At 74.3% G+C, this 24762-nt stretch carries 17 protein-coding genes, 2 tRNA genes and 1 pseudogene; 12 read left to right on the top strand and 8 right to left on the bottom strand.

Annotated features, from left to right (window positions below):
• Positions 1-162: 162 nt before the first annotated feature.
• Positions 163-810 (bottom strand): snapalysin, encoded by a 648-nt coding sequence (snpA, locus tag ACW14Y_RS15835; RefSeq protein WP_380300009.1) that lies wholly within the window; start codon positions 808-810, stop codon positions 163-165.
• Between the two features lie 331 nt (positions 811-1141).
• Between snpA and ACW14Y_RS15840 the strand changes: the two are divergent.
• Positions 1142-2080, top strand: a pseudogene (locus tag ACW14Y_RS15840) (LysR family transcriptional regulator); the annotation flags it as partial.
• 224 nt (positions 2081-2304) lie between these two features.
• On the opposite strand, the gene ACW14Y_RS15845 reads toward ACW14Y_RS15840, so the two are convergent.
• Both ACW14Y_RS15845 and ACW14Y_RS15850 read right to left on the bottom strand, forming a co-directional pair.
• Positions 2305-3510, bottom strand: coding sequence for a low temperature requirement protein A (locus ACW14Y_RS15845; RefSeq protein WP_380300011.1), 1206 nt, complete (start codon positions 3508-3510; stop codon positions 2305-2307).
• A 524-nt stretch (positions 3511-4034) separates the two neighbouring features.
• Positions 4035-5741: an ABC transporter family substrate-binding protein gene (locus ACW14Y_RS15850; RefSeq protein WP_030394167.1), complete on the bottom strand. Its 1707-nt coding sequence runs from the start codon at positions 5739-5741 to the stop codon at positions 4035-4037.
• Positions 5742-6132: 391 nt separating this feature from the next.
• Between ACW14Y_RS15850 and ACW14Y_RS15855 the strand changes: the two genes are divergently transcribed.
• From ACW14Y_RS15855 to ACW14Y_RS15875, 5 genes are all read left to right on the top strand, one after another.
• The gene (locus ACW14Y_RS15855; RefSeq protein ID WP_380300015.1) at positions 6133-7116 is read left to right on the top strand and encodes an ABC transporter permease; all 984 of its coding nucleotides are present in this window, start codon (positions 6133-6135) and stop codon (positions 7114-7116) included.
• 16 nt (positions 7117-7132) lie between these two features.
• Positions 7133-8119 (top strand): ABC transporter permease, encoded by a 987-nt coding sequence (locus ACW14Y_RS15860; protein WP_380440420.1) that lies wholly within the window; start codon positions 7133-7135, stop codon positions 8117-8119.
• Positions 8116-10269, top strand: coding sequence for a dipeptide ABC transporter ATP-binding protein (locus tag ACW14Y_RS15865; protein ID WP_456987259.1), 2154 nt, complete (start codon positions 8116-8118; stop codon positions 10267-10269). The genes ACW14Y_RS15860 and ACW14Y_RS15865 overlap by 4 nt, the downstream gene beginning before the upstream one ends.
• 142 nt (positions 10270-10411) lie before the next feature.
• Positions 10412-10485: transfer RNA gene (locus tag ACW14Y_RS15870), tRNA-Lys, on the top strand.
• Positions 10486-10635: 150 nt separating this feature from the next.
• Positions 10636-11328: a GPP34 family phosphoprotein gene (locus ACW14Y_RS15875; RefSeq protein ID WP_456987261.1), complete on the top strand. Its 693-nt coding sequence runs from the start codon at positions 10636-10638 to the stop codon at positions 11326-11328.
• Positions 11329-11377: 49 nt separating this feature from the next.
• Here the strand turns inward: ACW14Y_RS15875 and ACW14Y_RS15880 are convergent, their stop codons facing one another.
• Both ACW14Y_RS15880 and ACW14Y_RS15885 read right to left on the bottom strand, forming a co-directional pair.
• A complete protein-coding gene (locus ACW14Y_RS15880; protein ID WP_456987263.1) occupies positions 11378-12391 on the bottom strand; it encodes an alpha/beta fold hydrolase in 1014 nt (337 codons plus the stop codon).
• On the bottom strand, positions 12388-13239 hold the full coding sequence (locus tag ACW14Y_RS15885) for a DUF998 domain-containing protein (RefSeq protein WP_456988179.1): 852 nt from the start codon (positions 13237-13239) through the stop codon (positions 12388-12390). Before ACW14Y_RS15885 ends, ACW14Y_RS15880 begins: the two co-directional genes overlap by 4 nt.
• 175 nt (positions 13240-13414) lie before the next feature.
• On the opposite strand from ACW14Y_RS15885, the gene ACW14Y_RS15890 reads away from it, so the two are divergent.
• The 3 genes from ACW14Y_RS15890 to ACW14Y_RS15900 all read left to right on the top strand — a co-directional run bounded on the left by ACW14Y_RS15890 (position 13415) and on the right by ACW14Y_RS15900 (position 17437).
• A tRNA-Lys gene (locus ACW14Y_RS15890) sits at positions 13415-13488 on the top strand.
• A 269-nt stretch (positions 13489-13757) separates the two neighbouring features.
• Positions 13758-16202 (top strand): transglycosylase domain-containing protein, encoded by a 2445-nt coding sequence (locus tag ACW14Y_RS15895; protein ID WP_456987265.1) that lies wholly within the window; start codon positions 13758-13760, stop codon positions 16200-16202.
• A gap of 149 nt (positions 16203-16351) precedes the next feature.
• Positions 16352-17437: an EamA family transporter gene (locus ACW14Y_RS15900; protein WP_380388843.1), complete on the top strand. Its 1086-nt coding sequence runs from the start codon at positions 16352-16354 to the stop codon at positions 17435-17437.
• Between the two features lie 54 nt (positions 17438-17491).
• Here ACW14Y_RS15900 and lepB read toward each other — a convergent pair whose 3' ends face one another.
• The gene (lepB, locus tag ACW14Y_RS15905) at positions 17492-18304 is read right to left on the bottom strand and encodes a signal peptidase I (RefSeq protein WP_380300028.1); all 813 of its coding nucleotides are present in this window, start codon (positions 18302-18304) and stop codon (positions 17492-17494) included.
• A gap of 191 nt (positions 18305-18495) precedes the next feature.
• On the bottom strand, positions 18496-18858 hold the full coding sequence (locus ACW14Y_RS15910; RefSeq protein ID WP_380300030.1) for a chorismate mutase: 363 nt from the start codon (positions 18856-18858) through the stop codon (positions 18496-18498).
• Positions 18859-19191: 333 nt separating this feature from the next.
• On the opposite strand from ACW14Y_RS15910, the gene ACW14Y_RS15915 reads away from it, so the two are divergent.
• Together ACW14Y_RS15915 and ACW14Y_RS15920 are read left to right on the top strand one after the other, a co-directional pair.
• Entirely contained in the window at positions 19192-19620 is a 429-nt protein-coding gene (locus ACW14Y_RS15915; RefSeq protein WP_045940640.1) for an OsmC family protein, read from the top strand.
• Between the two features lie 403 nt (positions 19621-20023).
• Positions 20024-22204, top strand: coding sequence for a putative bifunctional diguanylate cyclase/phosphodiesterase (locus ACW14Y_RS15920; RefSeq protein WP_456987269.1), 2181 nt, complete (start codon positions 20024-20026; stop codon positions 22202-22204).
• Positions 22205-22210: 6 nt separating this feature from the next.
• Here the strand turns inward: ACW14Y_RS15920 and ACW14Y_RS15925 are convergent, their stop codons facing one another.
• A complete protein-coding gene (locus tag ACW14Y_RS15925) occupies positions 22211-23329 on the bottom strand; it encodes an LLM class flavin-dependent oxidoreductase (RefSeq protein WP_380300035.1) in 1119 nt (372 codons plus the stop codon).
• 673 nt (positions 23330-24002) lie between these two features.
• On the opposite strand from ACW14Y_RS15925, the gene ACW14Y_RS15930 reads away from it, so the two are divergent.
• Positions 24003-24599 carry a DedA family protein gene (locus ACW14Y_RS15930; RefSeq protein WP_380300037.1) on the top strand — a complete coding sequence of 199 codons (597 nt, stop codon included), beginning with the start codon at positions 24003-24005 and terminating at the stop codon, positions 24597-24599.
• The last annotated feature ends 163 nt before the right edge of the window (positions 24600-24762 follow it).

The following is a 24762-nucleotide window of genomic DNA, read 5'->3' on the forward strand; positions in this document are numbered from 1 at the left end:
TCGGGGGGCCGCCCGCCGGAGGGGCGGGCCGCGGAGGGTGGACCGGGCAGGCAGGAGGTCGCAAGGGCCGACCGGTCAGCGGTTCAGGAGGCCAGTGGTTCAGGAGGCCAGTGGTTCAGGAGGCCGGCAGGCCGGCGGGCCAGCAGCTCGGCAGGGCCGGCGTCAGCCCGCCAGGCCGTTCCGCCAGAGGGAGTTGACCCGGCTGCGCTCGGCGCTGTTCGGGTACGCGTTGGTGCAGGACGGACCGGGGCCGCCGCCGGACATCAGCTCGCTGCACGGGCCCGAGTAGTGGTCCGGCAGGCCCAGCACGTGGCCGGTCTCGTGGGCGGTCACCCGCACCGAGGAGTACTGCTGGTTCTGGGTGTAGTCGAGGAAGATGTAGCCGCGGCCGTGGCCGTCGGTGCTCGCGTACGAGCCGTTGTCCGGGTCGTCGCCCTCGTAGTAGTCGAAGTCGGCGCCGGACCCTTCCTGCAGCCGGACGTTGGCGACCGAGCCGTTCCAGATCTGCGCGCTGCGGGCTATCTCCGCCGCGAAGGAGGGCGCGTTGCTCGCGTCGTAGGTGACCACGACGGCCCGCAGGTACGGGGTGGCGGCCTGCTTGGCCCGCGCGGACTTCATGACGGCCTCGTAGAAGGCCCGGTCGTCCGCCTTGCCGGTGCTCTTCGCGGCGGCGCCCGGGGCGTACCCGTGGACGGCGGCCGGACCGGGAGCGGTCACCGGGGCGGCGGTGGCGGCGGCGGGCAGGGCGGCCGTTCCGAGGGCGAGGGCGATTCCGAGCGCGAGGGCAGGCGTTCGCGGCACGCGGTTCATGTGGGGGCTCCGATTCGCGAGTGCGCCGCGGACGGTGGGGGCCGGACCGCGGGCATCGGATGAATGCTTGCTGCCCACAGAGCTTCGGCCAGGCCGACGGCCCGGCGGATGATGTCAACCGGCGATAGCCCGAACCAATCACCCGCACCCGCCGGGGACCGCTCCGGGAGATCCGCCCGGGAGTCGGTGGGGTGTCGCCCGGGGGTCGTCCAGGGGTCGTCCGGGATCCGCCCGCGCGGTCCGGTGTCCGCGCCCCTGCCGACCCGACAGCCTGTCATGTCCCTGGCGTCATCCCGTTTTGGCCGTTACGCTCCCCCCTGTGGAGCTCGACGTGAGACACCTGCGGGTGCTGTGCGCGATCGCCGATACCGGAAGCCTCCGCAAGGCCGCGCTGCAGCTCGGGATGACCCAGCCGTCGCTCACCACCCAGCTGCACCGCATCGAACGGGCTGTCGGCGGAACGCTGTTCACCCGGGAGCAGACCGGCAGCCGGCCGACCGCGCTCGGCCACTCGGTGCTGTCCAGGGCCAGACCGGTGATCGCCGAGATGGCCGCGCTGGTCACCGCCGCGCGCCAGGAGGCCAGGGAGGCCGCCGGCGGCGAGCGGGCCCGCCGGCTGCGCATCGGCAGCGTCGGCAGCCGGGCGGTGGCCGCGTGGCTGCGCCGGGTGCACGAGCGGCTGCCGGAGACCGACACCACGATCCAGATCGACATCTCCGCCAACGCCCTGCTCCGGATGATCGCCTCCGACCAGCTGGACGTCGCCTTCGTGCACGAGAGCGAGGGCTTCCCGGTGCGGCTGCCGCCGGACGCCGAGCACCGGGTGCTGCTCGCCCGCGAGCCGCAGTTCGTCGCGCTCACCTCGGGCCATCCGGCGGCCGCGCGGCAGGTGGTCCGGCTGGCCGAACTCGCCGAGGACACCTGGATGGTGGACCCGACCGCCGACCACGAGTACGCCGCCATGCGCCGGGTGTTCCGCGCCGCCGGGCTCAATCCGCGCGTGGTCCAGGTCCGGGACAACGCCACCGCGGCCGAGCTCGTCGCCTCCGGCGAGGCGGTCCGGCCCTGCCAGCCGACCTCACTGCCCGGGCCGGGCACCGTCGTCCGGCGGCTGCAGGGCGACCCGCTGACCGTGCGGCTGCTCCTGGTCTGGCGGCCGCGCGCCCTCGGCCGCCCGGCCCGCGAGGCGCTGTACGAGGAGCTGCGGGCGGCCTATCTGGACCTCGCCCAGGCCAGTCCCGCGTACCGGGCCTGGCTGTCCGGGCACGGCGAGGTGCTGCACGGCCTGCTGGGGCCGTCGACGGCCGACCCACCGCGCGCGGACGGACCGGTCGTGGCGGGCCTGGCCACCGTCACCGGAACGACCGCGGCGGGCCCGGCCGGCATCACCGCGGCCACCGGAACGGGCCCGGCCGGCATCACCGCGGCCACCGGGGCGGACACCCCGAACCGGTCGAACGGCACCACCGCCCCGGCCGGCCCGGTCGCGCTCGCTCAGCGCTCCCTGGCGTGCAGCGCCACCCCGACCGCCACCGTCAACGCCGTCACCAGGCCCGCCACCAGGACCCCGGAACCGCCCGCCGCCGTACAGGCGAGCACCGCCACTGAGGCGACCGGCAGCAGCAGCTGAGCCGCGCCGGTCTTGACGTGCCGGGAGTGCAGCGCCCACACGGTGACGAGGTAGAGCGCGGTCGGCACGGTCACCGTCGCGGTGGCGGCCGTCTCGGACACGTGCGCCTGGTGCACGGCCGATTCGACCGCCACCTCCAGCCCGGAGCCGATCGCCGCCGCCGCGCCGAAGACCAGGTAGTGGCCGTACCCCCAGAGGAACGCCTGCCGGTTGGAGCGCAGGTGGTCGTGGACCGGCCGGGCGAAGTAGATCCACCAGGCCGAGAAGCAGATCAGCAGGCCGCCGGCCGCGACCGGCAGCAGCCGCGCCAGGCCCTCGTGCTCGTCCACCGCGGACTGCACCGCGACGGTCGCCGCGGCCACCGTCTCACCGAGCACGATCAGCGTGAACAGGCCGTACCGCTCGGCGATGTGGTGCGGGTGCCAGGTGGTCTGCGTCCGCAGTTCGGCGACCACCGGCACGGACAGCTCGGCCAGGATCCCGATCGGGATCACCACCGACCGGACGTCGTGCGGGAGCACCAGCACCACCGCCCAGCCGATCTGGCAGAGGGTGATCCCGACGGCGTAGCGCAGCGCCACACCGCGCGCCGGCCCCTCCTCGGCGGCCGCCGCGCGCAGCCACTGGGTGACCATGGCCAGCCGCATCACCACGTAGCCGACCACCGACAGCACGATGTCCTGGTCGGCGAAGAGCCGCGGCACCCCGGCCGCGAGGATCAGCACGCCGGCGATCTGGACCAGGGTGGTGACCCGGTACGGCACGTCGTCGCAGTCGTAGGCGGAGGCGAACCAGGTGAAGTTCATCCAGGCCCACCAGATGGCGAAGAACGCGAAGAAGTAGCCGGTCAGCCCGTCGCCCCAGTGGCCCTCGGCGAGGTCGTGTGCCAGTTCCCGGCCGGCCTGGCCGACCGCGACCACGAAGCAGAGGTCGAAGAAGAGTTCCAGCGGGGTGGCGACCCGGTGCGGCTCCTCCCGGCTGCGCGGGACCATCCGGCGCACCGGGCGCGAATCGGCGTGGTGCGGGCCGGCGTGGTGCGGTGGGGGGACTGCGGCGGACTCGCTGCTCATCGACGGTCTCCGGGCTGCGGACGGGCGGGCTGACCCGCCGCATCCTGGCAGCGCGCGGAGCCCCGCGCACGCACCGTCGCCCGCTCCGGCGCGGTCGGCGGAGCGCTCCGATTGCCCCGCAACGGCCCGATTTGCCCTGTCGTCAGCGAGAGTTGACGCCTCGGTGCGCGAACCGGGTGACTCCTCGGCGGGTTTCCGGGCGCGCCCCGCGCGCTGGGGCGCGAGGGCCCGGACCGCACCGCTAGATTCGTTCCGGTTCGAAGCGGGAGGGGTCCGGGGACGGGCCCCACGACACGGGCGGCCTGCGGGCATCGCGGAAGGTCAAGGCGGGTGGCAGGACAGCGGGGGCGGCAGCGCCGGTACCCCCGTGTCCGTACCACCGGCCTCGTGATCACCGCGCTGCTCGCCAGCGCCTGCCGTGCGCTCGCCGCTGCTCGCGGACGTCTGCCGTGCGCCCGCCGGCCTCCGCCGCGCGCCCGCCCCCGCCGCGGCCGTGCCCGCGACGGCCGCCCCGCCCCCGGCCGCTACTTCTCCCAGCCGACCTTGGTGTAGTCCGTGCTCGCCAGGCCGAAGGCGCCGTAGTTGGCGAGCCCCTTGCGGGCCGCCACCACGGTCGGCCGCTGGTACAGCTCGAAGGTGTGGCCGAGCTCCCAGATCTTGGCGTCCGCCTGGTTGTAGAGCTTCGCCGCCTCCACCGGGTCGATCGTGCCGGCCGCCTTCTTCAGCAGTCCGTCGATCTCCTCGGTACCCAGCTTGGAGAAGTTGCCGAACACGTTGTCGCCCTGCGGCAGCCGGAAGTTGGTGAGGCTGCTGGAGAGCGGGAACGAGTCGGTGTTGCGCCAGCTGGCGATGTCCCACTTGCCGGGGTTGACGTACTTGGTGAAGAAGTCGTTGGCCGCGACCTTGTCGACCTCCACCTTGACCCCGGCCTGCAGCCACATCGCCTGGGCGGCGGTGGCGAGGTCGACCTGGGCCTGCGGGGTGGACTCGTTGAGCACCCAGTGCAACGTCAGCGACTGGCCGTCCTTGGTGCGCGGCTGGCCACTGCCGGCCTCCTTCCAGCCCGCCTCGTCCAGCAGCTTCTTCGCCGCGGGCACGTCGAACTTCGCCCACTCGCCGGAGTTGTCCTGGTAACCGGCCTGGTTCGGCATGAAGATGTGGTTGCCGAGCGGCTTGAACTCCACCGGCACGCCGTTGTTGGCGATCTTGATGAGCGCGTTGCGGTCGAGCGCCTTCCCGAGCGCCTGGCGCACCTTCTGGTCCGCCAGCGCGCCGCCGCCGCCGAAGGAGATGTGCACCTCGTCCCAGGGGCTGGCCGAGCGGATCACCGCGTCCTTGGCGTCCTTGAGCTGCCCGTACGCGGTGGCGGTGCCGGCCGTGGCGTAGTCGATCTCGTTGTTGAGGAAGGCCTGGGTGGTCGCGGACTGCGACATCACCCGGAAGACGATCCGCTCCGCCTTGGGCTTGGCGCCCCACCAGTTGGGGTCCGGGACGAGGGTCAGGGTCTGCGCGGTCTTGTCGGCCGTGCCGATCTTCAACGCGCCCGCGGTGATCGGGACCTTCTCCACCCAGCCCTTGTTGAAGTCGTCGGCGGTGGCGATCCCGGCGGCCGGGATCAGCGGGCGGAAGAGGTTCTGCCAGTCCGCGTACGTCTCGGAGAAGGTCACCTTGACCTCGGCCGGGTCGGCGCCCTGCTCAACGGCGGAGATCAGCTCGTAGCCGGCCGAGTCGGCGATGTTGTAGCCGTCCTTCTTGCCGTTGCTGGCCTCCCAGTCGGCCTTGAAGTCCAGGTAGCTCAGCGGCTTTCCGTCCGACCACTTGGCCTTCGGGTTCAGCTTGTAGGTGACCACCTGCGGCGAGGTCGAGGTGACCTTGGCGTCCACCAGGTAGTCGGCGTTCGCCTTGAAGGTGCCCGTCTCGTCGGTGGTGAAGAGGTCCGGCTCGACGGTGCGCATGATCTCGACCGCGTCGCCGTACCGGCCGTCCACCTGGAACGGGTTCCACTGGGTGATCCACTGGTAGAGCGGGAAGCGGACCTCGCCGCCGTCGCGGATCTGGTCCACCGTCTTGGCGTTGATGTCGATCGACCCCTGCCCCGGCGCAGCGCTCTTCACCGCCGTGTCCGCCGAGCCACCACCGCCGGAGCTGCACGCGGTGGCCGCGAGGGCGACGGCGAGAGCGAGGACGGCGGCGCGGCCGAGTCGGCGCGCAGGCGTGGCGGAAGCGTGCATGAGGGTCCCCCCGTGAGGTCCGGCGAGCGGTGAGAGATGAGCGTCGCGAGGTGTGGCGAGGCTTGAGCGTGGGCAGCCAAGTCGGTGCCGGGGACCGAACGTAACAGCCGATCAGGACGAGTACCAGGGGGCGTGGTGGACACCTGATCCGAACGAAACAGGGCGCAATACGACCGCAACACCGCGGCCGCGCGCCGGTGCCAGACTCTGACCTGCACGCTTTCCTGACCACGGTCAAGAACGCGGCCCGGGACCACCCACGACCCGCCCGCCCCCTCCACCCCTCGGCGCCCGCACCCCCGGTGCCCCGCTCCCCCACCCCCCGACCCGAAGGCCACCCTCCGATGCCCACCAGACGCGTCGGCTCCGCCCCCACCCCGGGCGGCCGTTGATGCTCCGTTACCTGACCAAGCGGTTCGCCTACTACGCCGCCCTGCTGGTCGCCGCCGTCTTCCTGGCGTACGCACTGGCCGGCGCCGCGCTGCAGCCGCGCGTCTACTTCGAGGCGAAGGTGCCGCGCCCGGCCGCCGCCTCGGTCGAACGCCAGCTCACCGACCTCAATCTGAACGACCGCACCCCGGTCGTCGAACGGTTCGGACACTGGGCGGGCGGCCTGCTGCTGCACGGCGACCTCGGCCGCACCATCCACGACACCCCGGTGATGGACGACTTCCGCCGCCGGGTCTGGGTGTCGCTGCGGCTGCTGCTGATCGGCAGCCTGCTCGGCATGGTGCTCGGTGTCGCCGCCGGGGCGTGGAGCGCCGTGCGGCAGTACCGGATCTCCGACCGGCTGCTCACCGTGCTCTCCTTCGTACTGCTCTCCACCCCGGTGTTCCTGGTCGCCCTGTTCCTCAAGAACGGCGCCATCGCCGCCAAGGACGCCGTCGGCCACGAGGTCGTCCCGTTCACCGGGTACGAGACCCCCGGCCTCAGCGGCGGCCTCGGCGCCCACCTCGCCGACTGGGCGCTGCACCTGCTGCTGCCCACCCTCTCGCTGGCGCTCGGCGGCCTCGCCACCTACAGCCGCTACCAGCGCGGCACCATGCTCGACGTGCTCGGCTCCGACTACCTGCGCACCGCCGAGGCCAAGGGCCTCACCCGGGGCCGCGCCCTGGTCAAGCACGGGCTGCGGACGGCGGTGATCCCGATGTCGACGATGTTCGCGTACAGCTTCCTCGGCATCTTCACCGGCGCCGCGTTCACCGAGACCATCTTCGGCTGGCACGGCATGGGCGAATGGTTCATCCAGTCCGTCAACGAGCAGGACGTCAACGCGGTCGTCGCGGTCAACCTGTTCGCGGCGGTCGTGGTCCTCGCCTCCGGCTTCCTCGCCGACACCCTGCACGCCGCCCTCGACCCGCGCGTGCGGTCCTGAACCGAGGAGAGCCCCCTTGACCGCCGTCATCGCGGAGTCCGCCGGCCCCGCCGAACCCACCGGCCCCGGCACCCCCACCGCTCCCGCCGCTCCCGGACCGACCGGCCGGGGGCGGATCGTCCTCGCCCGGCTGCTCGCCGCCCGCTGGGCGGTGGTCGGCGTGGTCGTCGTCCTGCTGCTGTTCCTGCTCGCCTTCGGCGGCGGGTTGGTCACGCCCTGGGACTACGCCACCCCCGACTACGGCGCGCTGCGCCAACCGCCTTCGGGCACCCACTGGTTCGGCACCAACGGGGTCGGCCAGGACGTCTTCGCGCAGACGATCCGCGGACTCCAGAAGTCGCTGGTCATCGGCCTGCTGGTGGCGCTCTTCTCGACCGTGCTGGCCTCCCTGGTCGGCGCCTGCGCCGGCTACTTCGGCGGCTGGACCGACCGGCTGCTGATGTTCCTGGTCGACCTGATGCTGGTCTTCCCCAGCTTCCTGGTCATCACGATCGTCTCGCCCCGGCTGAAGGGCGCCGGCTGGCTCGCCTTCGTGCTGCTGCTCGCCCTGTTCAACTGGATGATCACCGCCCGGGTGGTCCGCTCGATGACCATCTCGCTGCGGGAGCGGGAGTTCGTGCGCGCCGCGCAGTTCATGGGCGTCCGTCCGCTGCGGATCATCTTCCGGCACATCCTGCCGAACGTCGCCTCCTTCCTGATCATCGACGCCACGATCGCGGTCGGCGGCGCCGTGATGAGCGAGACCGCGCTCTCCTACTTCGGCTTCGGCGTCAAGGCACCGGACGTCTCGCTCGGGACCCTGCTCGCCGCCGGCACCAGCGAGGCCCCGGTCTTCCCCTGGCTGTTCTACTTCGCCGCCGGGCTGCTGGTGCTCTTCGTCCTGGCGGTCAACCTGATCGGCGACGGGCTGCGGGACGCCCTCGACCCCACCTCCGAGGGCGCCCGGCGACCCCGCCGGTCCCGCACCCGCGCCCGCGCCACGAGGAAGGGGACCAGCGCGTGACCACCACCGCCACGACCACCACCACCGGAACCCCGCTGCTGAGCGTCCGCGACCTGCGGGTCGACTTCACCGGCCCGCGCGGCGCCGACCCCGTCCCCGCCGTGCGCGGCGTCGACCTCACCCTGCACCGGGGCGAGACCCTCGGCATCGTCGGCGAGTCCGGCTCCGGGAAGTCCGTCACCGCGCTGGCCGTGCTCGGCCTGCTGCCCGGCACCGCCCGGGTCCGGGGCTCGGTCCGGCTGGACGACCGCGAGCTGATCGGCCTGCCCGGACGCGAGCTGGCCGCCGTCCGCGGCCGCCGGATCGCCATGGTGTTCCAGGACCCGCTCTCCGCCTTCACCCCCGTCTACCGGATCGGCGACCAGCTCGTCGAGGCGCTGCGGATCCACCGGCCCGGCCTCGACCGCGCCGCCGCCCGCAAGCGCGCCGCCGAACTGCTCGACCTGGTCGGCATCCCCGCCCCCGACCGCGCCCTCGACAGCTTCCCGCACGAGTTCTCCGGCGGCATGCGGCAGCGCGCCATGATCGCCATGGCCGTCGCCAACGACCCCGACGTGCTGCTCGCCGACGAACCCACCACCGCCCTGGACGTCACCATCCAGGCCCAGGTGCTCGACGTGCTGCGCACCGCCCGCCGCGAGACCGGCGCCGCGCTCGTCCTGGTCAGCCACGACCTCGGGGTGATCGCCGGGATGGCCGACCGGGTCGCGGTGATGTACGCGGGCCGGGTGGTCGAGACGGCGGGCGTGGACGAGCTGTTCGCCGCGCCGCGCCACCCGTACACGCTGGGCCTGGTCGGGGCCGTCCCCCGGCTGGACGGGAACCGCGGACCGCTGGTGCCGATACCCGGCACGCCCGCGCCGATGGCCGAACTGCCGCCGGGCTGCCCGTTCGCCGCCCGCTGCCCGCTGGTCGAGGACCGCTGCCGCACGGCCGAACCGCCGCTGACCGGCGACGGGACGGCGGGCTCGGACCCCGGCACGGGGGCCGACGGCGCGACCGCCCACCTGGCGGCCTGCGTCCGGGCCGGCGAGCTGGCCGAACGGCGGCCCGCGCCCACCGAGGTCTACCCCGTGCCCGAGGTCCCGGCCGCGTCCGCCGCCGCACCGGTCCCCCGGGAGCAGCGCCCGCCGGTCCTGGAGGTCGAGGGGCTCACCAAGACCTTCCCGCTGCTCAAGGGCACCGTGTTCAAGCGCCGGATCGGCTCGGTCCACGCGGTGGACGGCGTCGAGCTGTCGATCCGGGAGGGGGAGACCCTCGGTCTGGTCGGCGAGTCCGGCTCCGGCAAGTCCACCACCCTGTTCGAGCTGCTGCGCCTCGCCGCCCCCGAGTCCGGACGGATCGAGCTGCTCGGCCGGGACACCGCCGCGCTCTCCCGCGCCGAGGCCCACCGGATGCGGTCCGATCTGCAGATCGTCTTCCAGGACCCGATGGCCAGCCTCGACCCCCGGATGCCGGTCGGCGACATCGTCGCCGAACCCCTGCGCGCCCAGCGGGCCGCGAAGGACGAGATCGCCCGCCGGGTGCCCGAACTGCTCCGCCAGGTCGGCCTCGACCCGGCCCACGCCGTCCGCTACCCGCACCAGTTCTCCGGCGGGCAGCGGCAGCGGATCTCGATCGCCCGCGCGCTGGCCGTCCGGCCCCGGCTGCTGGTCCTGGACGAGCCGGTCTCCGCGCTGGACGTCTCGATCCAGGCCGGGGTGCTCAACCTGCTCCAGTCCCTCAAGGCGGAGCTGGGCCTCTCCTATCTCTTCGTCTCGCACGACCTCTCGGTGATCCGGCACCTCGCCGACCGGGTGAGCGTGATGTACCTGGGGCGGACGGTCGAACAGGGCGAGGTGTCCGCCGTCTTCGACCGGCCACGGCACCCCTACACCCGGGCGCTGCTCTCGGCGGTCCCGCTGCCGGACCCGGCCGCCGAACGGACCCGGACCCGGATCCTGCTGGCCGGCGACCCGCCCTCCCCCACCGTCCGGCACACCGGCTGCCCGTTCCGCGCCCGCTGCCCGGTGTACGCGGGACTCGACGCGGGGGCGCGCGGCCGGTGCGAGACGGAGGCGCCGCCGCTCACCGGCGCGGGCCCGCTGCCGGCGGCCGCGGGTGCCCCGGCCCCCGACCACCGGGCCGCCTGCCACTTCCCGGAGGGATGACGGGGCGTCCACCGCCGGGGCCTTCGAGATCCTTCTCGCCGGACCGCCGGTCACCCACCGCCCCCGCGACCACGGTGGGTGACCGCGCTGTCGCGATTCGGCGGATCGGCCCGATTGCGTGTAATGTCTTCCAGGTCAGCAGGCGCCGCTAGCTCAGTTGGTTAGAGCAGCTGACTCTTAATCAGCGGGTCCGGGGTTCGAGTCCCTGGCGGCGCACCGACGGTCGAAGGCCCCCTCGCAGCAGCGAGGGGGCCTTCGGCGTTCCCGCGCCCCCGATCGTTCCTCCCCGTTTCCCCGAAGGCCCGGAACGGCGGCGGTTCCGCGGATAGCGTGGGTGTCCGTCCTCGCACCGGAGGTGCTGTCGCCGTGGCTCCCCTCGGTCCCCCCGATCCGTACGCCGCCTCCGACCGCCTCCCGCTCGCGCTCGCGGAGGAGCTGGTCCTGCTCTTCACCGACCCGGACAGCGGCACCCTGCGGGTCTCCCGGAACGGCTTCCAGCGGGCGATCGCGGCCGCCGTGCTCGCCGAGCTGCTGCTGACCGGCGGTATCGAGGTCGAGGACCGGCGGATCACCGGGTTCCGTCCGGTCGGGGCGCGCGACGAGGTCACCGCCGAGGTGCTCGACCGGCTGGGGCAGGCCCCCAAGGGGCGCCGGCCCGGGCTGGACGCGGCCCTGCGCCGGGTACCGCGGGGGCCGGCGGTGCGGATCTTCCGGGAACGGCTGGTGGCGAGCGGGCACCTGACCCTCGAACGCCGGCTGTTCCTCCTGCTGGTGCCGTACCGCGCCTGGCTTCCGGTGCGCGCCACCGTCGGCGCCGAGATCGCCGAGCGGATCGCCGCCACCGTGCGGGGTGCTTCCGGCCCTCGGGGCACCTCCCCCTCGGCCCAGCGGGACCTGCAGCTGGCCGGACTGCTCTGGGCCGCGCAGCTGGACCGCCGGCTCTTCCCCGGCCGGGTCCACTCCGAGCTGCGGAAGTCCTTCCGGGCGGTCGCCCAGGAGCAGCCGATCTCCCGGGCCCTGCGCCGGGTGGTCGGGGCGGACAACGCCAGCGGCGGCTGAGCCGCCCCGGCGGGCCCGGCCCGGCAGGGGTTCAGTCCGGCTGGGGGTTTCAGCCCGGCCCGCGGGAGGTGTCCAGGACCGCCGAGGCCACCGCGTCCGGCCGGTCGAACATCAGCAGGTGCCCGGCCGGGGCGGTGCGCCGGTACTCCGCGCCGAGGAGGTCGGCCAGCCCCCGCTGGGCGGTCAGCCACTCCTCGGTCCGGGGCCCGCTCAGGCCGTCGTCGGCGGCGAGCACGGTCACCGGCAGGCCCGCCGGCAGCGGCGCGGTGCGGCGCAGCGCGGCCAGCTCGGCGGCCATGTCCAGGTAGTGGGTGTTCTCCCGGAGCAGCGCCCGCAGCGAGCGTCCGGTGCGGTAGCAGTGCCGGACCAGCGGCGCCGGGGCGAGGTCCTCGTGCCGCACCGTGGTGGCCCGGGCGACCGTCCGGCGCACGGCGGGCCCGAGCAGGTAGGGCACGGCGACGGCGGTGGCGGCGGCCGCGGCGGCGCGCGCCGCGAAGTCCCGCAGGCCGGGCGCGGGGCGCGGCCGGGGGTCCGGTTCGACACTGCCGTCCAGCAGGACCAGCCCGGCCGTCCGCTCGGGGTGGAGCCGCGCGAACGCCTCGACGTGGAAGCCGGCCAGCGAGTGCCCGGCCACCGTGCAGCGCCCGGGCAGGCCGAGCGCGTCGAGGACGGCCCGGATCCGGTGGGCCTCCCCGGCGGCGGTCGGGACGGGCCGGTCGGCCGGCTCGGGGGCACTCAGGCCGTAGCCGGGCCGGTCGAAGCGGACGACGGTGCGGTAGGGGGTGAGGAAGGGGACCACGAGGTCCCAGTCGAACCAGCTGCTGCCGAGCCCGCCGGTGAGCAGGCAGACCGGCCCCAGGCCCTCGACCCGGACGTGCAGCGGGGTGCCGTCGATCCGGACGAAGGCGGCCGGCGCCGGGCCGGACCGGGAAGGGGGCGCGCCCTCGGGGCCGCCAGGATCCTCCGTGCCGCCCGTGCCGCCCAGGCCGCCCGGGCCGCCCGGACCGTCAGCGCCCTCCGGGCCTCCGGCGCCGTTCGCGGCCGGGCCCCGGGCGCCGGTCATACCGGATCCCGTCGCTGGGCCCGGGACGGCGCGGCGGCGGCCGGGGCCTCGCGGACCGCACCCTCGGCGACCGCCCCGGCCTTTCCGGCGGTGTCCCCGCCGGAGGCGCCGGTCCGGCCCGGCAGGCCGACGGCCGCCGCGAGCAGCGCGAGCCAGAGGGCGACGAGCAGCACCTGGAGCCGCTGGCCGGCACCCAGCGCCCAGGTGCCGTGGCCCGCCTCGAAGGCGGCGATCGCGCTCAGGCTCCAGCCGGTGGCGAGCACCTCGGCGCCCAGCAGCCACGGCCCGTACCGGGCCACCGGCGGCCACCGGTGGTAGCGCCGGGCGGCGACGGTGAGCGCGGTCAGGCCGCCGAGCGCGCCGAGCACGGCCAGGCTGCTGGTCACGGCGTGCGCGGTGTGGGTGGCGGGGACGAGACCGGCGGTCTCGCGGGCGGCGCACATCTCGTCGCTGGTGGGCGCGCAGCTCAGTGGCAGCCGGGAGTCGGCGGCGGTGGCCGCGCCGAACAGGGCGAGCGCGGCCCAGCCGCCCGCCGCCCAGGGCCGCCGACCCCGGCTCCCGCCGGCCTCCGGCCGGGCCGGGCGGCGGAGGTGGAAGGCGGACAGCGCGAGCAGGGCGGCCGCCAGCACGGCGAGTCCGGCGACCAGGTCGGTGGCCCGGAAGAGGCCGCCCAGCGGCTGGTCCTCGGCGGCGAGCTCGCTGATGTAGGCCTGGACCGGGTCGAGCCCGGTACTGAGCACCACCTCCAGCACCCACGCGGTGTACGCCACCGCGCTGAGCAGCAGCAGCGCGGCGACGGCCCCGGTGGCGGCCCCGGGCCGGGCCGGGGCCGAGGTCGGGGCGGAGATCGGGGCGGAGGTGCGCCGAGCGTTCCGGCGACCGGGGTGGGAGCTGGGCACAAAACCACCCTAACCGTCGACAAACTCCACCCCAACCGGGCGGAAACGGACAGGTGGCCCCCGGTGACTTCCAGGTGGTTCGAGGCACCCTTCGGAAGCGTGTATTGTTTTCCCCGTCAGACAGGCGCCGCTAGCTCAGTTGGTTAGAGCAGCTGACTCTTAATCAGCGGGTCCGGGGTTCGAGTCCCTGGCGGCGCACCGACACCGGGGAGCCTCTCGTTCACACGAGGGGCTCTCCGGCTTTTCGCTGCCCATTGACGCCCGATTTGTGTGTGATGTCGGTCTCGCTTCCCGTCGCGGTGGAGCCAACCGGTACCTTCGGCGCGTTCTGGGCTGTACACCGGAAAAGGGGCAAAGGCCCCCGACCGCCGACGGTCCTGTCCGCGCGGGCCGGCCCGGCCGTACTACGTGCCGCCGCCCGACCCGTGCACCCTCCCCGTCGTTCGCCCGCAGGAAAGGCCGCCGCTTTGTCCCGTAATGCCCCGAGCGGCGCGCAGCGCACCCGGAAGACCAAGGTCCGACGGCCGAGACGCACCGGCTGGCGCCGGCTGATACCGACCTGGCGGATCACCCTGGTGGGCCTGGTGGCCTCGGTCCTGCTCGGGGTCGGCCTGTTCGCCCTCGGCATCGCCCTGGTGAAGGTGCCGGACGCGCACGCGGCCGCGACCACCCAGAGCAACACCTGGCTCTACCAGGACGGCTCGGTGCTCGCCCGGACCGGCCAGACCAACCGCCAGAACGTGCCGCTGGACAAGGTCTCCCCCGCCGCCCAGCACGCGACCCTGGCCGCCGAGGACCGCAACTTCTACCACGAGGGCGCCGTCAACGTGCCCGGCATGGTCCGCGCCGCCGTCAACACGGCCAAGGGCGAGGGCACCCAGGGCGGATCCACGATCACCCAGCAGTACGTGAAGAACACCTACCTGAACCAGCAGCAGTCGGTCACCCGCAAGGTGAAGGAACTCTTCATAGCGATCAAGGTGGACGCCACCGAGACCAAGGACGAGATCCTCTCCAGCTACCTCAACACCTCGTACTACGGGCGCGGCGCGTACGGCGTCCAGGCCGCCGCCCAGCAGTACTTCGGTGTCGACGCCGCCCAGCTCGACGCCGCCCAGGGCGCCTACCTGGCCACCCTGCTGAACGCCCCCAGCGCGTACGACGTCGCCACCGCCACCCCGGCGGGCAAGCAGAACGCCGTCAACCGCTGGAACTACGTGCTCGACGGCATGGTGAAGGAGGGCTGGCTGTCCGCCGAGGAGCGGGCCGCCACCGCCTTCCCCGAGGTCAGGGACCCGCAGGCGCAGCTCGGACTGTCCGGCCAGGCCGGCTACCTGGTCAACGCCGCGACCGAGTACCTCACCACCAACCAGATCATCGGCGAGTCGGAGCTGGCCAAGGGCGGCTACACGATCAGGCTGACCGTCGACCCGACCCGTCAGCAGGCCCTCCAGGACTCCGTCCAGGCCCAGCTGCACGACACCCTCAACCCGGACAAGCGGAAGAAGGACGCCGCCGTCCAGGCCGGCGCCGCCTCGGTGGACCCGAGGACCGGGGCCGTGGTCGCCCTGTACGGCGGGGTCGACTACACCAAGCACTACATCGACAACGCGACCCGGCGGGACTACCAGTCGGGCTCGACCTTCAAGGCGATCGCCCTGGCGGCGGCCCTGGAGAACAACGCCAAGACCCAGACCGGCCAGACCGTCACCCCGCGCACCGTCTACGACGGCACCAGCGAGCGCAAGGTCCGCGGCGGGAAGGGCACCGCGTACGCGCCGCCGAACGAGGGCGACAAGAGCTACGGCCAGATCACCCTCCAGCAGGCCACCGACTGGTCGGTGAACTCGGCCTTCGCCCAGCTCGCCCAGGACACCGGGCTGGCGAAGGTGCGGGACACCGCGATCGCGCTCGGCCTGCCCAGCAACACCCCCGACCTGAACGCGGTGCCGTCGATCCCGCTGGGCACCTCCACCCCCAGCGTGCTCGACATGGCGGGCGTGTACGCGACGCTGGACAACGGCGGCAAGCAGATCACCCCGTGGCTGGTGCAGTCGGTGGACCGCGAGGGCGAGCCGCTCGCGCTGCCCGCCCACAAGACCACCCAGGCGGTGAGCGAGCAGACCGCGCGCCAGGTCACCTCGATGCTCCAGGGCGTGGTGGCCGACCAGGGCGGCACCGGCTGGCGGGCCAAGGCGCTGGGCCGCCCGGCCGCGGGCAAGACCGGCACCACCGACGAGCACCGGTCGGTGTGGTTCGTCGGGTACACCCCGGAGCTGGTCACCTCGGTCGCGCTGTTCGGCCAGGACCCGGGCACCGGCGCCCAGGTCAGCCTGAACGGCACCGGCGGGCTCGACGGCGCGGCGGGCGGCCAGTACCCCGCGCAGATCTGGACCGCCTACATGAAGGCGGCGCTCAAGGGCCAGCCGGTCGCCGACTTCCCGGCGCCCACGGGCGCGGACGACTCCGGGCGCGGCGGCTGGGGCTCCTCCGGCGCCGGCGCCTCGCCCAGCCCCTCGGGCGGGGCGAGCTCCGCGCCGACCACCCCGGACGGGCCGGCGACGCCCTCCGGCGAGCCGTCGCCGCAGGGCGGCACGGGCGGTCAGGGCGGCACGGGCGGCTCCGGCGGGTCGGGCGGGTCGGGCGGCTCGGGCACCGGTTCGGAGCCCACCGCCACGCCGTCGGGCGGGCCGACCACGGCACCGCAGCCGACCGGCGGCACCGGCGGGGCGACCAGCACCCCGACCCAGCCGACGACGCCGCAGCCGACCAGGACCCCGGCGCCGACCACCGCCCCGACCACCGGGCCGACCACGGCGCCGCAGCCGACCGGCGGCACCGGCGGCACGGGCACCGGGTCCGGCGGCGGCACGGGGGCGGACGCGGGCACCGGGACCGGCTCCGGCCAGTAACCGCGGCCCTCGGCTGCGGCCGGCAGCGCCGGTCGGTGACTCCGACCGGCGCTGCGGTCGGTAGCGGGCTGTCACTCCGCGTGACGTCCAGGACCGAATAACGAAATGACCCCTTACCGGGATTGCGGTCCTACTGTCACAATTCGTCGGTGCACAGCTCGAAGCCCCCGCTCGGCCGTCCCTCCGGCCGCACCCTCGGTCTCACCCTCGCCCTCGTCTCCGCGGTCGCCTTCGGCGGCTCCGGCACCGCGGCCAAACCACTGATCGAGGCCGGGCTGTCGCCCCTGCACGTGGTCTGGCTGAGGGTGACCGGCGCCGCCGTCGTCCTGCTGCCGCTGGCCTACCGCCACCGTGACGCCGTGCTGCGGCGGCCCGGCCTGCTGATCGGCTTCGGCCTGCTGGCCGTCGCGGGCGTGCAGGCCTGCTACTTCGCGGCCATCTCGCGGATCCCGGTCGGCGTCGCCCTCCTGATCGAGTACCTCGGCCCGCCGCTGCTCATCGGCTACGTCCGGTTCGTCCAGCGCCGACCGATCAGCCGGGGCGCGGCGATCGGCGCCGGCGTCGCGGTCGCCGGACTCGCCTGCGTGGTCGAGGTGTGGAACGGGCTGAGCTTCGACCTGCTCGGCGTGCTGTTCGCGCTGGGCGCCGCCTGCTGCCAGGTCGGCTACTTCGTGCTCGCCGACGCGGGCAGCCGGGGCGACCGCCCCGTCGACCCGATCGCCGTCAGCGCGTACGGCCTGCTGATCGGCTCGGTCGTGCTCACCGCGTTCACCCGCCCCTGGCAGGCGGACTGGGGCAAGCTCGGCGGGGACGTGGTGATGAACGGGCACACCCTGCCCGCGCTGCTGCCGGCCGCCTGGATGGTCCTGGTCGCGACCGTGCTCGCCTATCTGACCGGGGTCGTCGCCGTCCGCCACCTGTCGCCGCCGGTCGCCGGTGTGGTGGCCAATCTGGAGGCGGTCGTGGCGACCGTGCTGGCCTGGGTCCTGCTCGGCGAGCACCTCGGCCTGCCGCAGGTGACCGGCGGTCTGCTGGTCCTGGCCGGCGCCTTCGCGGCCCAGGCGAGCAAGCCCGCCGCCGCGGACGCCTCCGGGAAGGACGGCGGAAGCGGGAAGGCCGGAGGGGACGCGGACCGCGCGGCGGTTCCGGCGGGCGCGACCGCGCTCGGCGAACGGCTCGCGCGGGCCGCCGGGGCGGAGGACGCCCGGCAGAAGGAACTCGGCCGGGAGCGGTAGCCGGGAGCCGCCCGGCGCGGGACCGGTCCCGCGCCGATCCCGGTCCCGGTCGGATCAGCGGCCGACCCAGCCGAACCAGTCGAGGTGGCCGAGCGGCCACACCACGGCCGACACCGGACCGACCACATTGTCCACCGGCACCGCGCCCCCGCCCGGGCCCCGCTGGTGGTACCGGGAGTCGGCGGAGTCGCTGCGGTGGTCGCCCTCGACCCAGACGTGGCCCTGCGGCACCGTCACCGGGCCGAAGTCCAGACCGGCGCAGGAGTCGTCCCCGGGGTGGAGGTACGGCTCGTCGACCTTGGCCCCGTCGACGGTCAGCGTGCTGCCCGCGCACTGCACGGTCTGCCCGCCGGTCGCGATCACCCGCTTGACCAGGTAGTTGTCGTCCTTCGGCGGCACCAGGCCGACGAAGGAGAGCGCCGAGCCCAGCGCGTCGGTCAGCGGGTTCCCGTCGGTCGCCTGTGGCGGCAGCCAGCCGCCCGGGTCCTTGAACACCACCGGCTGGCCCGGCTCCGGCTTCCAGCCGGTCAGCGGGGCGAACTTGTTGACGCCGACCCGGTCGCCGATCCGCAGGGTGTTCTCCATCGAGCCGGAGGGGATGGTGAACACCTGGAACAGACAGGTCTTGATCAGCAGCGCGACCACCAGGCCCACCGCCGCCATGGCCGGGATCTCGATCCACCACGGCCTCGGCCGGCGCCCCGCCCGGCCCTTCTTCGGCGACCCGTTCTTCGGTGCCCTGCTCCGGCGGCCCTCGGCGGCCCGGCGGGCCCGCCGGGCCTCGGCCCGGCCCCCGACCGGGGCACCGGGGGCGGCGGTCCCGGCCCCGGCATCGCCGCCGTGCGTGTCCGGCAGGTTCACCGCCATCGTCGCTGCTCCACTCTCCGGCTGCGGGGGAACCCGCACGCTACGCCAATCGGGGATCCAGGCGAAATCGGGCTTTTACCCATGCCCGACATGCCACGGGCCCGACCTCCGCCGGGCCCGTGGCGACGGCGGCTCCGGCCCACCGCGGCGCCGGCTCCGGCCCCGGCCGGCGGCGCCGGCCGCGCGGGCCGTCAGACGGCGTCGTTCCCGCTGGTCACGGCGTCGCTCGCGATGGCCTCGTGGTGGCGGATGACCTCGGCGATGATGAAGTTGAGGAACTTCTCCGCGAACACCGGGTCCAGGTGCGCGCCGGCGGCCAGCTCGCGCAGGCGCTTGATCTGGGCGCGCTCGCGGGCCGGATCGGCCGGGGGGAGCTTGTGCTCGGCCTTGAGCCGGCCGACCCGCTGGGTCGCCTTGAAGCGCTCGGCCAGCATGTGGACCACCGCGGCGTCGATGTTGTCGATGCTCTCGCGCAGGCTGGTCAGCTCGGCCCGCACGGCGTCGTCGACCCCCTCGGGCAGTCCGGCATCGGGGGTCGTGGGGCGGTCGGTCATCGGGCAGGCTCCGCGGCTCTCTCGGTCTTGCGCCCGGCCGTCCGGCGGCCGGGCCCGGGCCCGGGCAAATCTAACAGGGCGCCCGGCACGGGCCCGCACCATTTGGCCGATCGGTCCACGATATGGACGGCACACGGACCGACCGCCGGACGCCGCTCCGAGCTGCCCGGGCCCGGCCTCCGGAAGCCGCGCCCGCCGGGGCGGCCGAGGGATTTTCGGACTCGGCAGACCGAGGCGCTACTTGTGGCAGGCCCCCGACCTGCACGTAGGCTGGGCGGCGGCATGACCGGACGTGACGACCCAGCAGTTCCTCATTCGATGGAGGTACCGATCGTGGCAACCACCCGCACCGCCCGCACCGCTTGGGAAGGCAACCTGGTCGACGGCAAGGGCCAGGTGGCGTTCGCGTCGTCCGGCATCGGCGAGTTCCCGGTCTCCTGGCCGGCCCGCGCCGAGGCTCCGAACGGGCTGACCAGCCCGGAGGAGCTCATCGCCGCCGCCCACTCCGCCTGCTTCTCGATGGCGCTCTCGCACGGCCTGACGGGCGCGGGCACCCCGCCCACCAAGCTCGACACCCAGGCCGATGTCACCTTCCAGCCGGGCACCGGCATCACCGGCATCCACCTCACCGTCACCGGTGAGGTGCCCGGGCTGGACGAGGCCGGTTTCGTGGCCGCCGCCGAGGACGCCAAGGCGAACTGCCCGGTGAGCCAGGCCCTGACCGGCACCACCATCACCCTCACGGCCTCGCTGGCCGGCTGACCGTCCGGTCCTTCTGCTCCACCTGCTCCTTCTGCTCCTCGGCCCCGGTGGGGCGCGTGTTCGGCGCTCCGCCGGGGCCCGAGGGCGCACTGTCGGAGCACGCGCCCTCGGTGCACGTCATGTGATGTGTACCGGGGGCGTCCGCATGTATCGCCGTACTTGCCCCCAAAGCCGACGAATCACCCTGGCGGCGGTCACCGCGCGTTGCCGTCGCGTCCTATGATCGGCCGCAGCACCTGTTCCTCACGGTTCCTCAGGCGGGCTTCGTCCCGGCCCGCTCCGTCCCGAGCGTTCCGCCGCGCCGCCCGCCTCCCAGGAGCCCCGGCAGGGTGCGGAGCCGGCCGCCGAAGTCGGGTGACCGGCCGGACCAGCGTCAAGCGTCAGCAGCGGACGGGAGCATGCCGTGCCGGGCCAGAACGAGGGGGCCGACGCTCACCACCCCGGCGTACGGCGCGAGGAGCCACGGGCGCACCACCGTCTCCCCCCGCCCGCCGTCCGCCCCGGCGGCAGCGCCAACGGCACCGGCCCCGGCAGCGCCGCCGCCGGCACCAACGGCACCGCCCAGGCCGTCCTGGATGCCGTGGCCGACGGCGCCGCGCTCTGCCCGACCTGCGCGCGGCCGCTCTCCGGCGACACCCACCGGACGGCGGACGACAGCCCCGGCGACGGGACCCCGGAGCCGGGACCGGCCGCCACCGAGGGCGACGACCGGCTGCTGGACGCCCTGCGGGTGAGCGAGGCCAGGCTGCGGGCCGCCTTCTGGGACGCCGGTATCGGTATGGCCCTGATCGACCCCGAGGACCGGATCATCGAGGTCAACCCCGCCTTCGCCACGCTCGTCGGCCGTACCGTCGGCGAACTCGCGCAGACCCACATCCACGAGATCGTCGACCCCGAGGGCATGCCGCACCGGCTCTTCCCGGCCCTCGTCGACGGCGAGCGCGACCGGCTCCGGGTCGAGAAGCAGCTCAAGCACCGCGAGGGCCGGACGGTCTGGAGCAAGCTGACCGTCTCGCTGATCCGGGACGCCGCGGGCGGGCCGCTCTACACCCTCGCCCTGGTCGAGGACATCACCGAGCAGCGCCGGCTCGGCGACCGGCTGGAGTACCAGGCCCTGCACGACCCGCTGACCCGCCTGCCCAACCGGACGTACTTCTTCGAACGCCTCGACGCCGCCTGCCTCACCGCCGACCGGTCGACGACGCCCCCGCCGGCGCCCGCACCCGCCGCCCCGGCCGTCGGGGACGGGGCCGACGGCCCCCGGGTCGGCGTCTGCTACCTGGACCTCGACGGGTTCGCCGCGATCAACGAGACGCTCGGCCACCACATCGGCGACCAGCTGCTGATCGCCGTGGCCACCCGGCTGCGGCGCGGCTTCTCCGCGCACGGCGGCCGGCTGGTGGCACGGATGGGCGGTGACGAGTTCGCCGTCCTGGTGACCGACAGCCGGGGCAGCGACCAGCTGACCGACCTGGCCGCCCGGATCCTCGAAGCCCTGGAACGGCCCTTCGACGTGGCCGGCCACCGGCTGGTGGTCACCGCCAGCGTCGGCGTCGTCGAGCGCTCGGTGCGCGAGACCACCCCCACCGACCTGGTCAAGGACGCCGACGCCACCCTGTACTGGTCCAAGGCCGACGGCCGGGCCCGGTGGACCCTCTACGACCCCGACCGGGGTGCCCACCAGCTGACCCGCCAGCTGCTCGCGACCGCGCTGCGGCCGGCGCTGGAGCGCGGCGAGTTCACCATCGAGTACCAGCCGCTGGTCGGCCTCGCCGACGGTACCGTGCACGGCGCCGAGGCCCTGGTCAGATGGCGCCACCCCCGCTACGGGACGCTCTCGCCGGACCGCTTCATCCCGCTCGCCGAGGAGTCCGGGGCGATCGTGCCGCTCGGCAAGTGGGTGCTGGAGGAGTCCTGCCGCCAGGCGCGGCGCTGGCTCACGGAGTTCCCCGAGACCGAGACCTTCGTGAGCGTCAATCTGGCCGCCCGGCAGATCTGGGACTCCGACGTGGTCGCCGATGTCGCCCAGGCCCTCGAAAGCACCGGTCTGCCGGCCCGGCTGCTGCAGCTGGAGATCACCGAGAGCGCGCTGCTCGGCCCCGGCGGACGCCCGCTCCAGGCACTCCAGGCGCTCGCCGACATGGGCGTCCGGATCGCGATCGACGACTTCGGGACGGGCTACTCGAACCTCGCGTACCTCTCCCGGCTCCCGGTGCACGTACTGAAGCTGGACGGCACCTTCATCGAGGGCTTCCGCGACCCCTCCCCGACCGGTTCCCGGGCGGAGCTCCCCGGGTCCGGCGCGCGGCGGAGCGACGCGGACGAGCAGATCGTCGGCGCGATGGTGCAGCTCGCCCACACCCTCGGCCTGACCGTGACCGCCGAGGGCATCGAGAGCGCCGCGCAGGCCGAACGGCTGCGGCTCACCGGCTGCGACACCGCCCAGGGCTGGTACTTCGCCCGCCCGGGCGAGGCGGAACTCGTCGCGGCCATACTCCGCGACAACCGGGACAGCCGGGACAGCCGCGACGGGCACGACGGGCGCGACACCCCCGGCGGCCGGGGCGGGCGGGACAGCCGCTAGGGCCCGTCAGCCGGCCGAGGTCCGGGCCGCCCCGGTCAAGCCGTACGCCTCGGCGATCAGCCCGTAGGAACGCAGCCGCGCCTCGTGGCCGTGGATGTGCGAGGTCACCATCAGCTCGTCCACCCCGGTCCGCTTGCGCAGCGCCTCCAGCCCGTCGGCCACCTCGCCGGGCGAGCCCAGCACGACGTTGCCCAGCCACTCGTCGATGAAGTCCGCCTCCATCGGGCTGTACGGGTAGGACTCGGCCTCCTCGGGCGTGGGGATGGGGCCCGGGTTGCCGCGGCGCAGCCGGAGCATGCCGAGGGCCGCGGAGCGGGCGAGGCGGCGGGCGGCGTCCCGGTCGTCGGCCGCGACCGCGCCCACCCCGATCAGCGCGTACGGCTCGTCGAGCACCGCGGAGGGGCGGAACTCCGAGCGGTAGAGGTCGAGGGCCGGGAGGGTGTTGACGCTGCTGAAGTGGTGCGCGAAGGCGAACGGCAGCCCGAGCCGGCCGGCCAGCTGGGCGCTGAAGCCGGAGGAGCCGAGCAGCCAGACCGGCGGCCGCCCCTCGCCCTTCGGCACCGCGGTCAGCCGGGAGTAGGCGTGCTCGGCCGGGAAGCTGCCGTCGAGGAAGTGGGTCAGCTCCGCGAGCTGGCGGGGGAAGTCGTCGGCGCCCTCGCCGAGGCCCCGGCGCAGCGCCCGGGCGGTGGCGGCGTCGGTGCCGGGGGCACGGCCGAGACCGAGGTCGATCCGGCCGGGGTGGAGGGCTTCGAGCAGGCCGAACTGCTCGGCGATCGCCAGCGGGGCGTGGTTGGGCAGCATCACGCCGCCCGAGCCGAGCCGCAGGGTGGTGGTGTGGGCGCCGAGGTGGGCCAGCAGGACGGCCGGGGTGGAGCTGGCGACACCGGGCATGCCGTGGTGCTCGGCCACCCAGAAGCGGTGGTAGCCCCATTCCTCGGCGCTGCGGGCCAGCGTGGTGGTCGCGGCGAGTGCCTGCGAGGGGGTGTGGCCGACCCCGACGGTGGCCAGGTCGAGAATCGACAGCGGGGCGGGCGCCGTCCCCCGGGCCGTCCCTCGGATCGCGTCCGGGGCGGGGGCCGCGCTCCCGTCCTCCCGCTGCTCCGCCCGCCTGTCCTCGGTCGTCATACCGTCCGTCCTCCTGGCCGTGGTCGTTCCGTCCGCCGGCGCGGTGCACCGGTGCCGGCCACCGGGTCGGCCGGTGCCGCCGCCGGTGCCGACTGTGGTCAACCCCGGCCGAGGTCGCCCTTGTTCCCCGCCCCGCTGTTCCCCGCCCCGGGTGGGCCGTGCCCCGGCCGACCCGTTCGCGAACGCCCGTCCCGTCCGTCGCCGGAGGCCCCTCGGATCCCGGGTCCTGGTTGACACAGAGCCAGCGGACGAACACCCGTGGCGACTTCACGCCAGCGCGGGAAGTCGCCAGTCGGAGGGCTCGCGGGCGGTGTCCGGCGTCCGGCAGGCTTGGTTCCCGGCGGATCACCCAACCGGATCCGCACTCAACAGCAAGATCGTCGGGCTGGACCAGCGCCGACCGATCCCCGCGAGCCCCCGGAGCGGCACCCCGCCCCGGGGGCTCGTGCCAGTTCCGGGCCCGCGCCCGCGCCGATCCCGGGCCCGCCACCACGCCGCTCCGGGCCCCGGCCCCGCCTGTTCCCGGGCCCGGACGGGGCCGCTGTCCGGCCGGTGCGGCCCGGATCCTGTGAGCCGGCGCACAGCCGGGGTGCTTCATGGCATGAAAAGTCGAGGCGCTAGCGTTGTCCCTTGCAACCACTGCTCCCCCGGGCAGCCTGGAGGGAGGAAGCACATGGACATCGCGACACTGGCCGGATCCTCGTGGATCTGTGCCCTGGCGCTCTGCGCCGTGCTCGGCGACGCCTTCCTCCCCTTCATCCCGAGCGGGACGCTCGTCATACTCGCGGTGCTCAAGACGGCACAGATAGACGGCGCGCCCGTACTGCTCGGGCTGGGCGTGGCCACCGCCTCCTTCCTCGGCGATCTGCTGCTGCTCCAGCTGGCCCGGCGCGGCGCGCCCATGGTCAACCGGCGACTGGAACACCGGCCGAAGCTCGCGGCGAGCGTGGCACGGGTGCAGCACGCGCTGGACTCGCGCACCACCCGGGCGGCGGCCGTCATGGTCGTGGTCGCCCGCTTCGTCCCGGCCGGGCGGACCATTCTCGACCTGGCCATCGGCCACTCCCCCGCGCACCCCCACCGCTTCCTGCGCTGGTCGGCGCTGGCCGCGATGATCTGGGCGGCCTACATCGTGACCCTGGGCTGGCTCAACAGCCACTGGTTCGACACCGCCTGGCTGAGCCTCGCGGTCTCCTGCACCGCGGCCACCGCGGTGAGCACCGCCATCGCGCGGATCGTGCGCCGCAACCGCCGGATCCCGCTCGGCTGACGCCGCGACGGCACGCCCCTCGAATCGGGCGAAGCGTCACAGGACGGCAACAGAAGACATTTCTTCGCATCCCGCACAGGCGTGCCGAGCGTGTTCATGTTCGGCGACCCCCGGTTCCTTGGTGACCCGTGTGTTCGCATGCAATCCTAACGACGGATAATCA

The organism is Kitasatospora sp. cg17-2 (assembly GCF_054031055.1).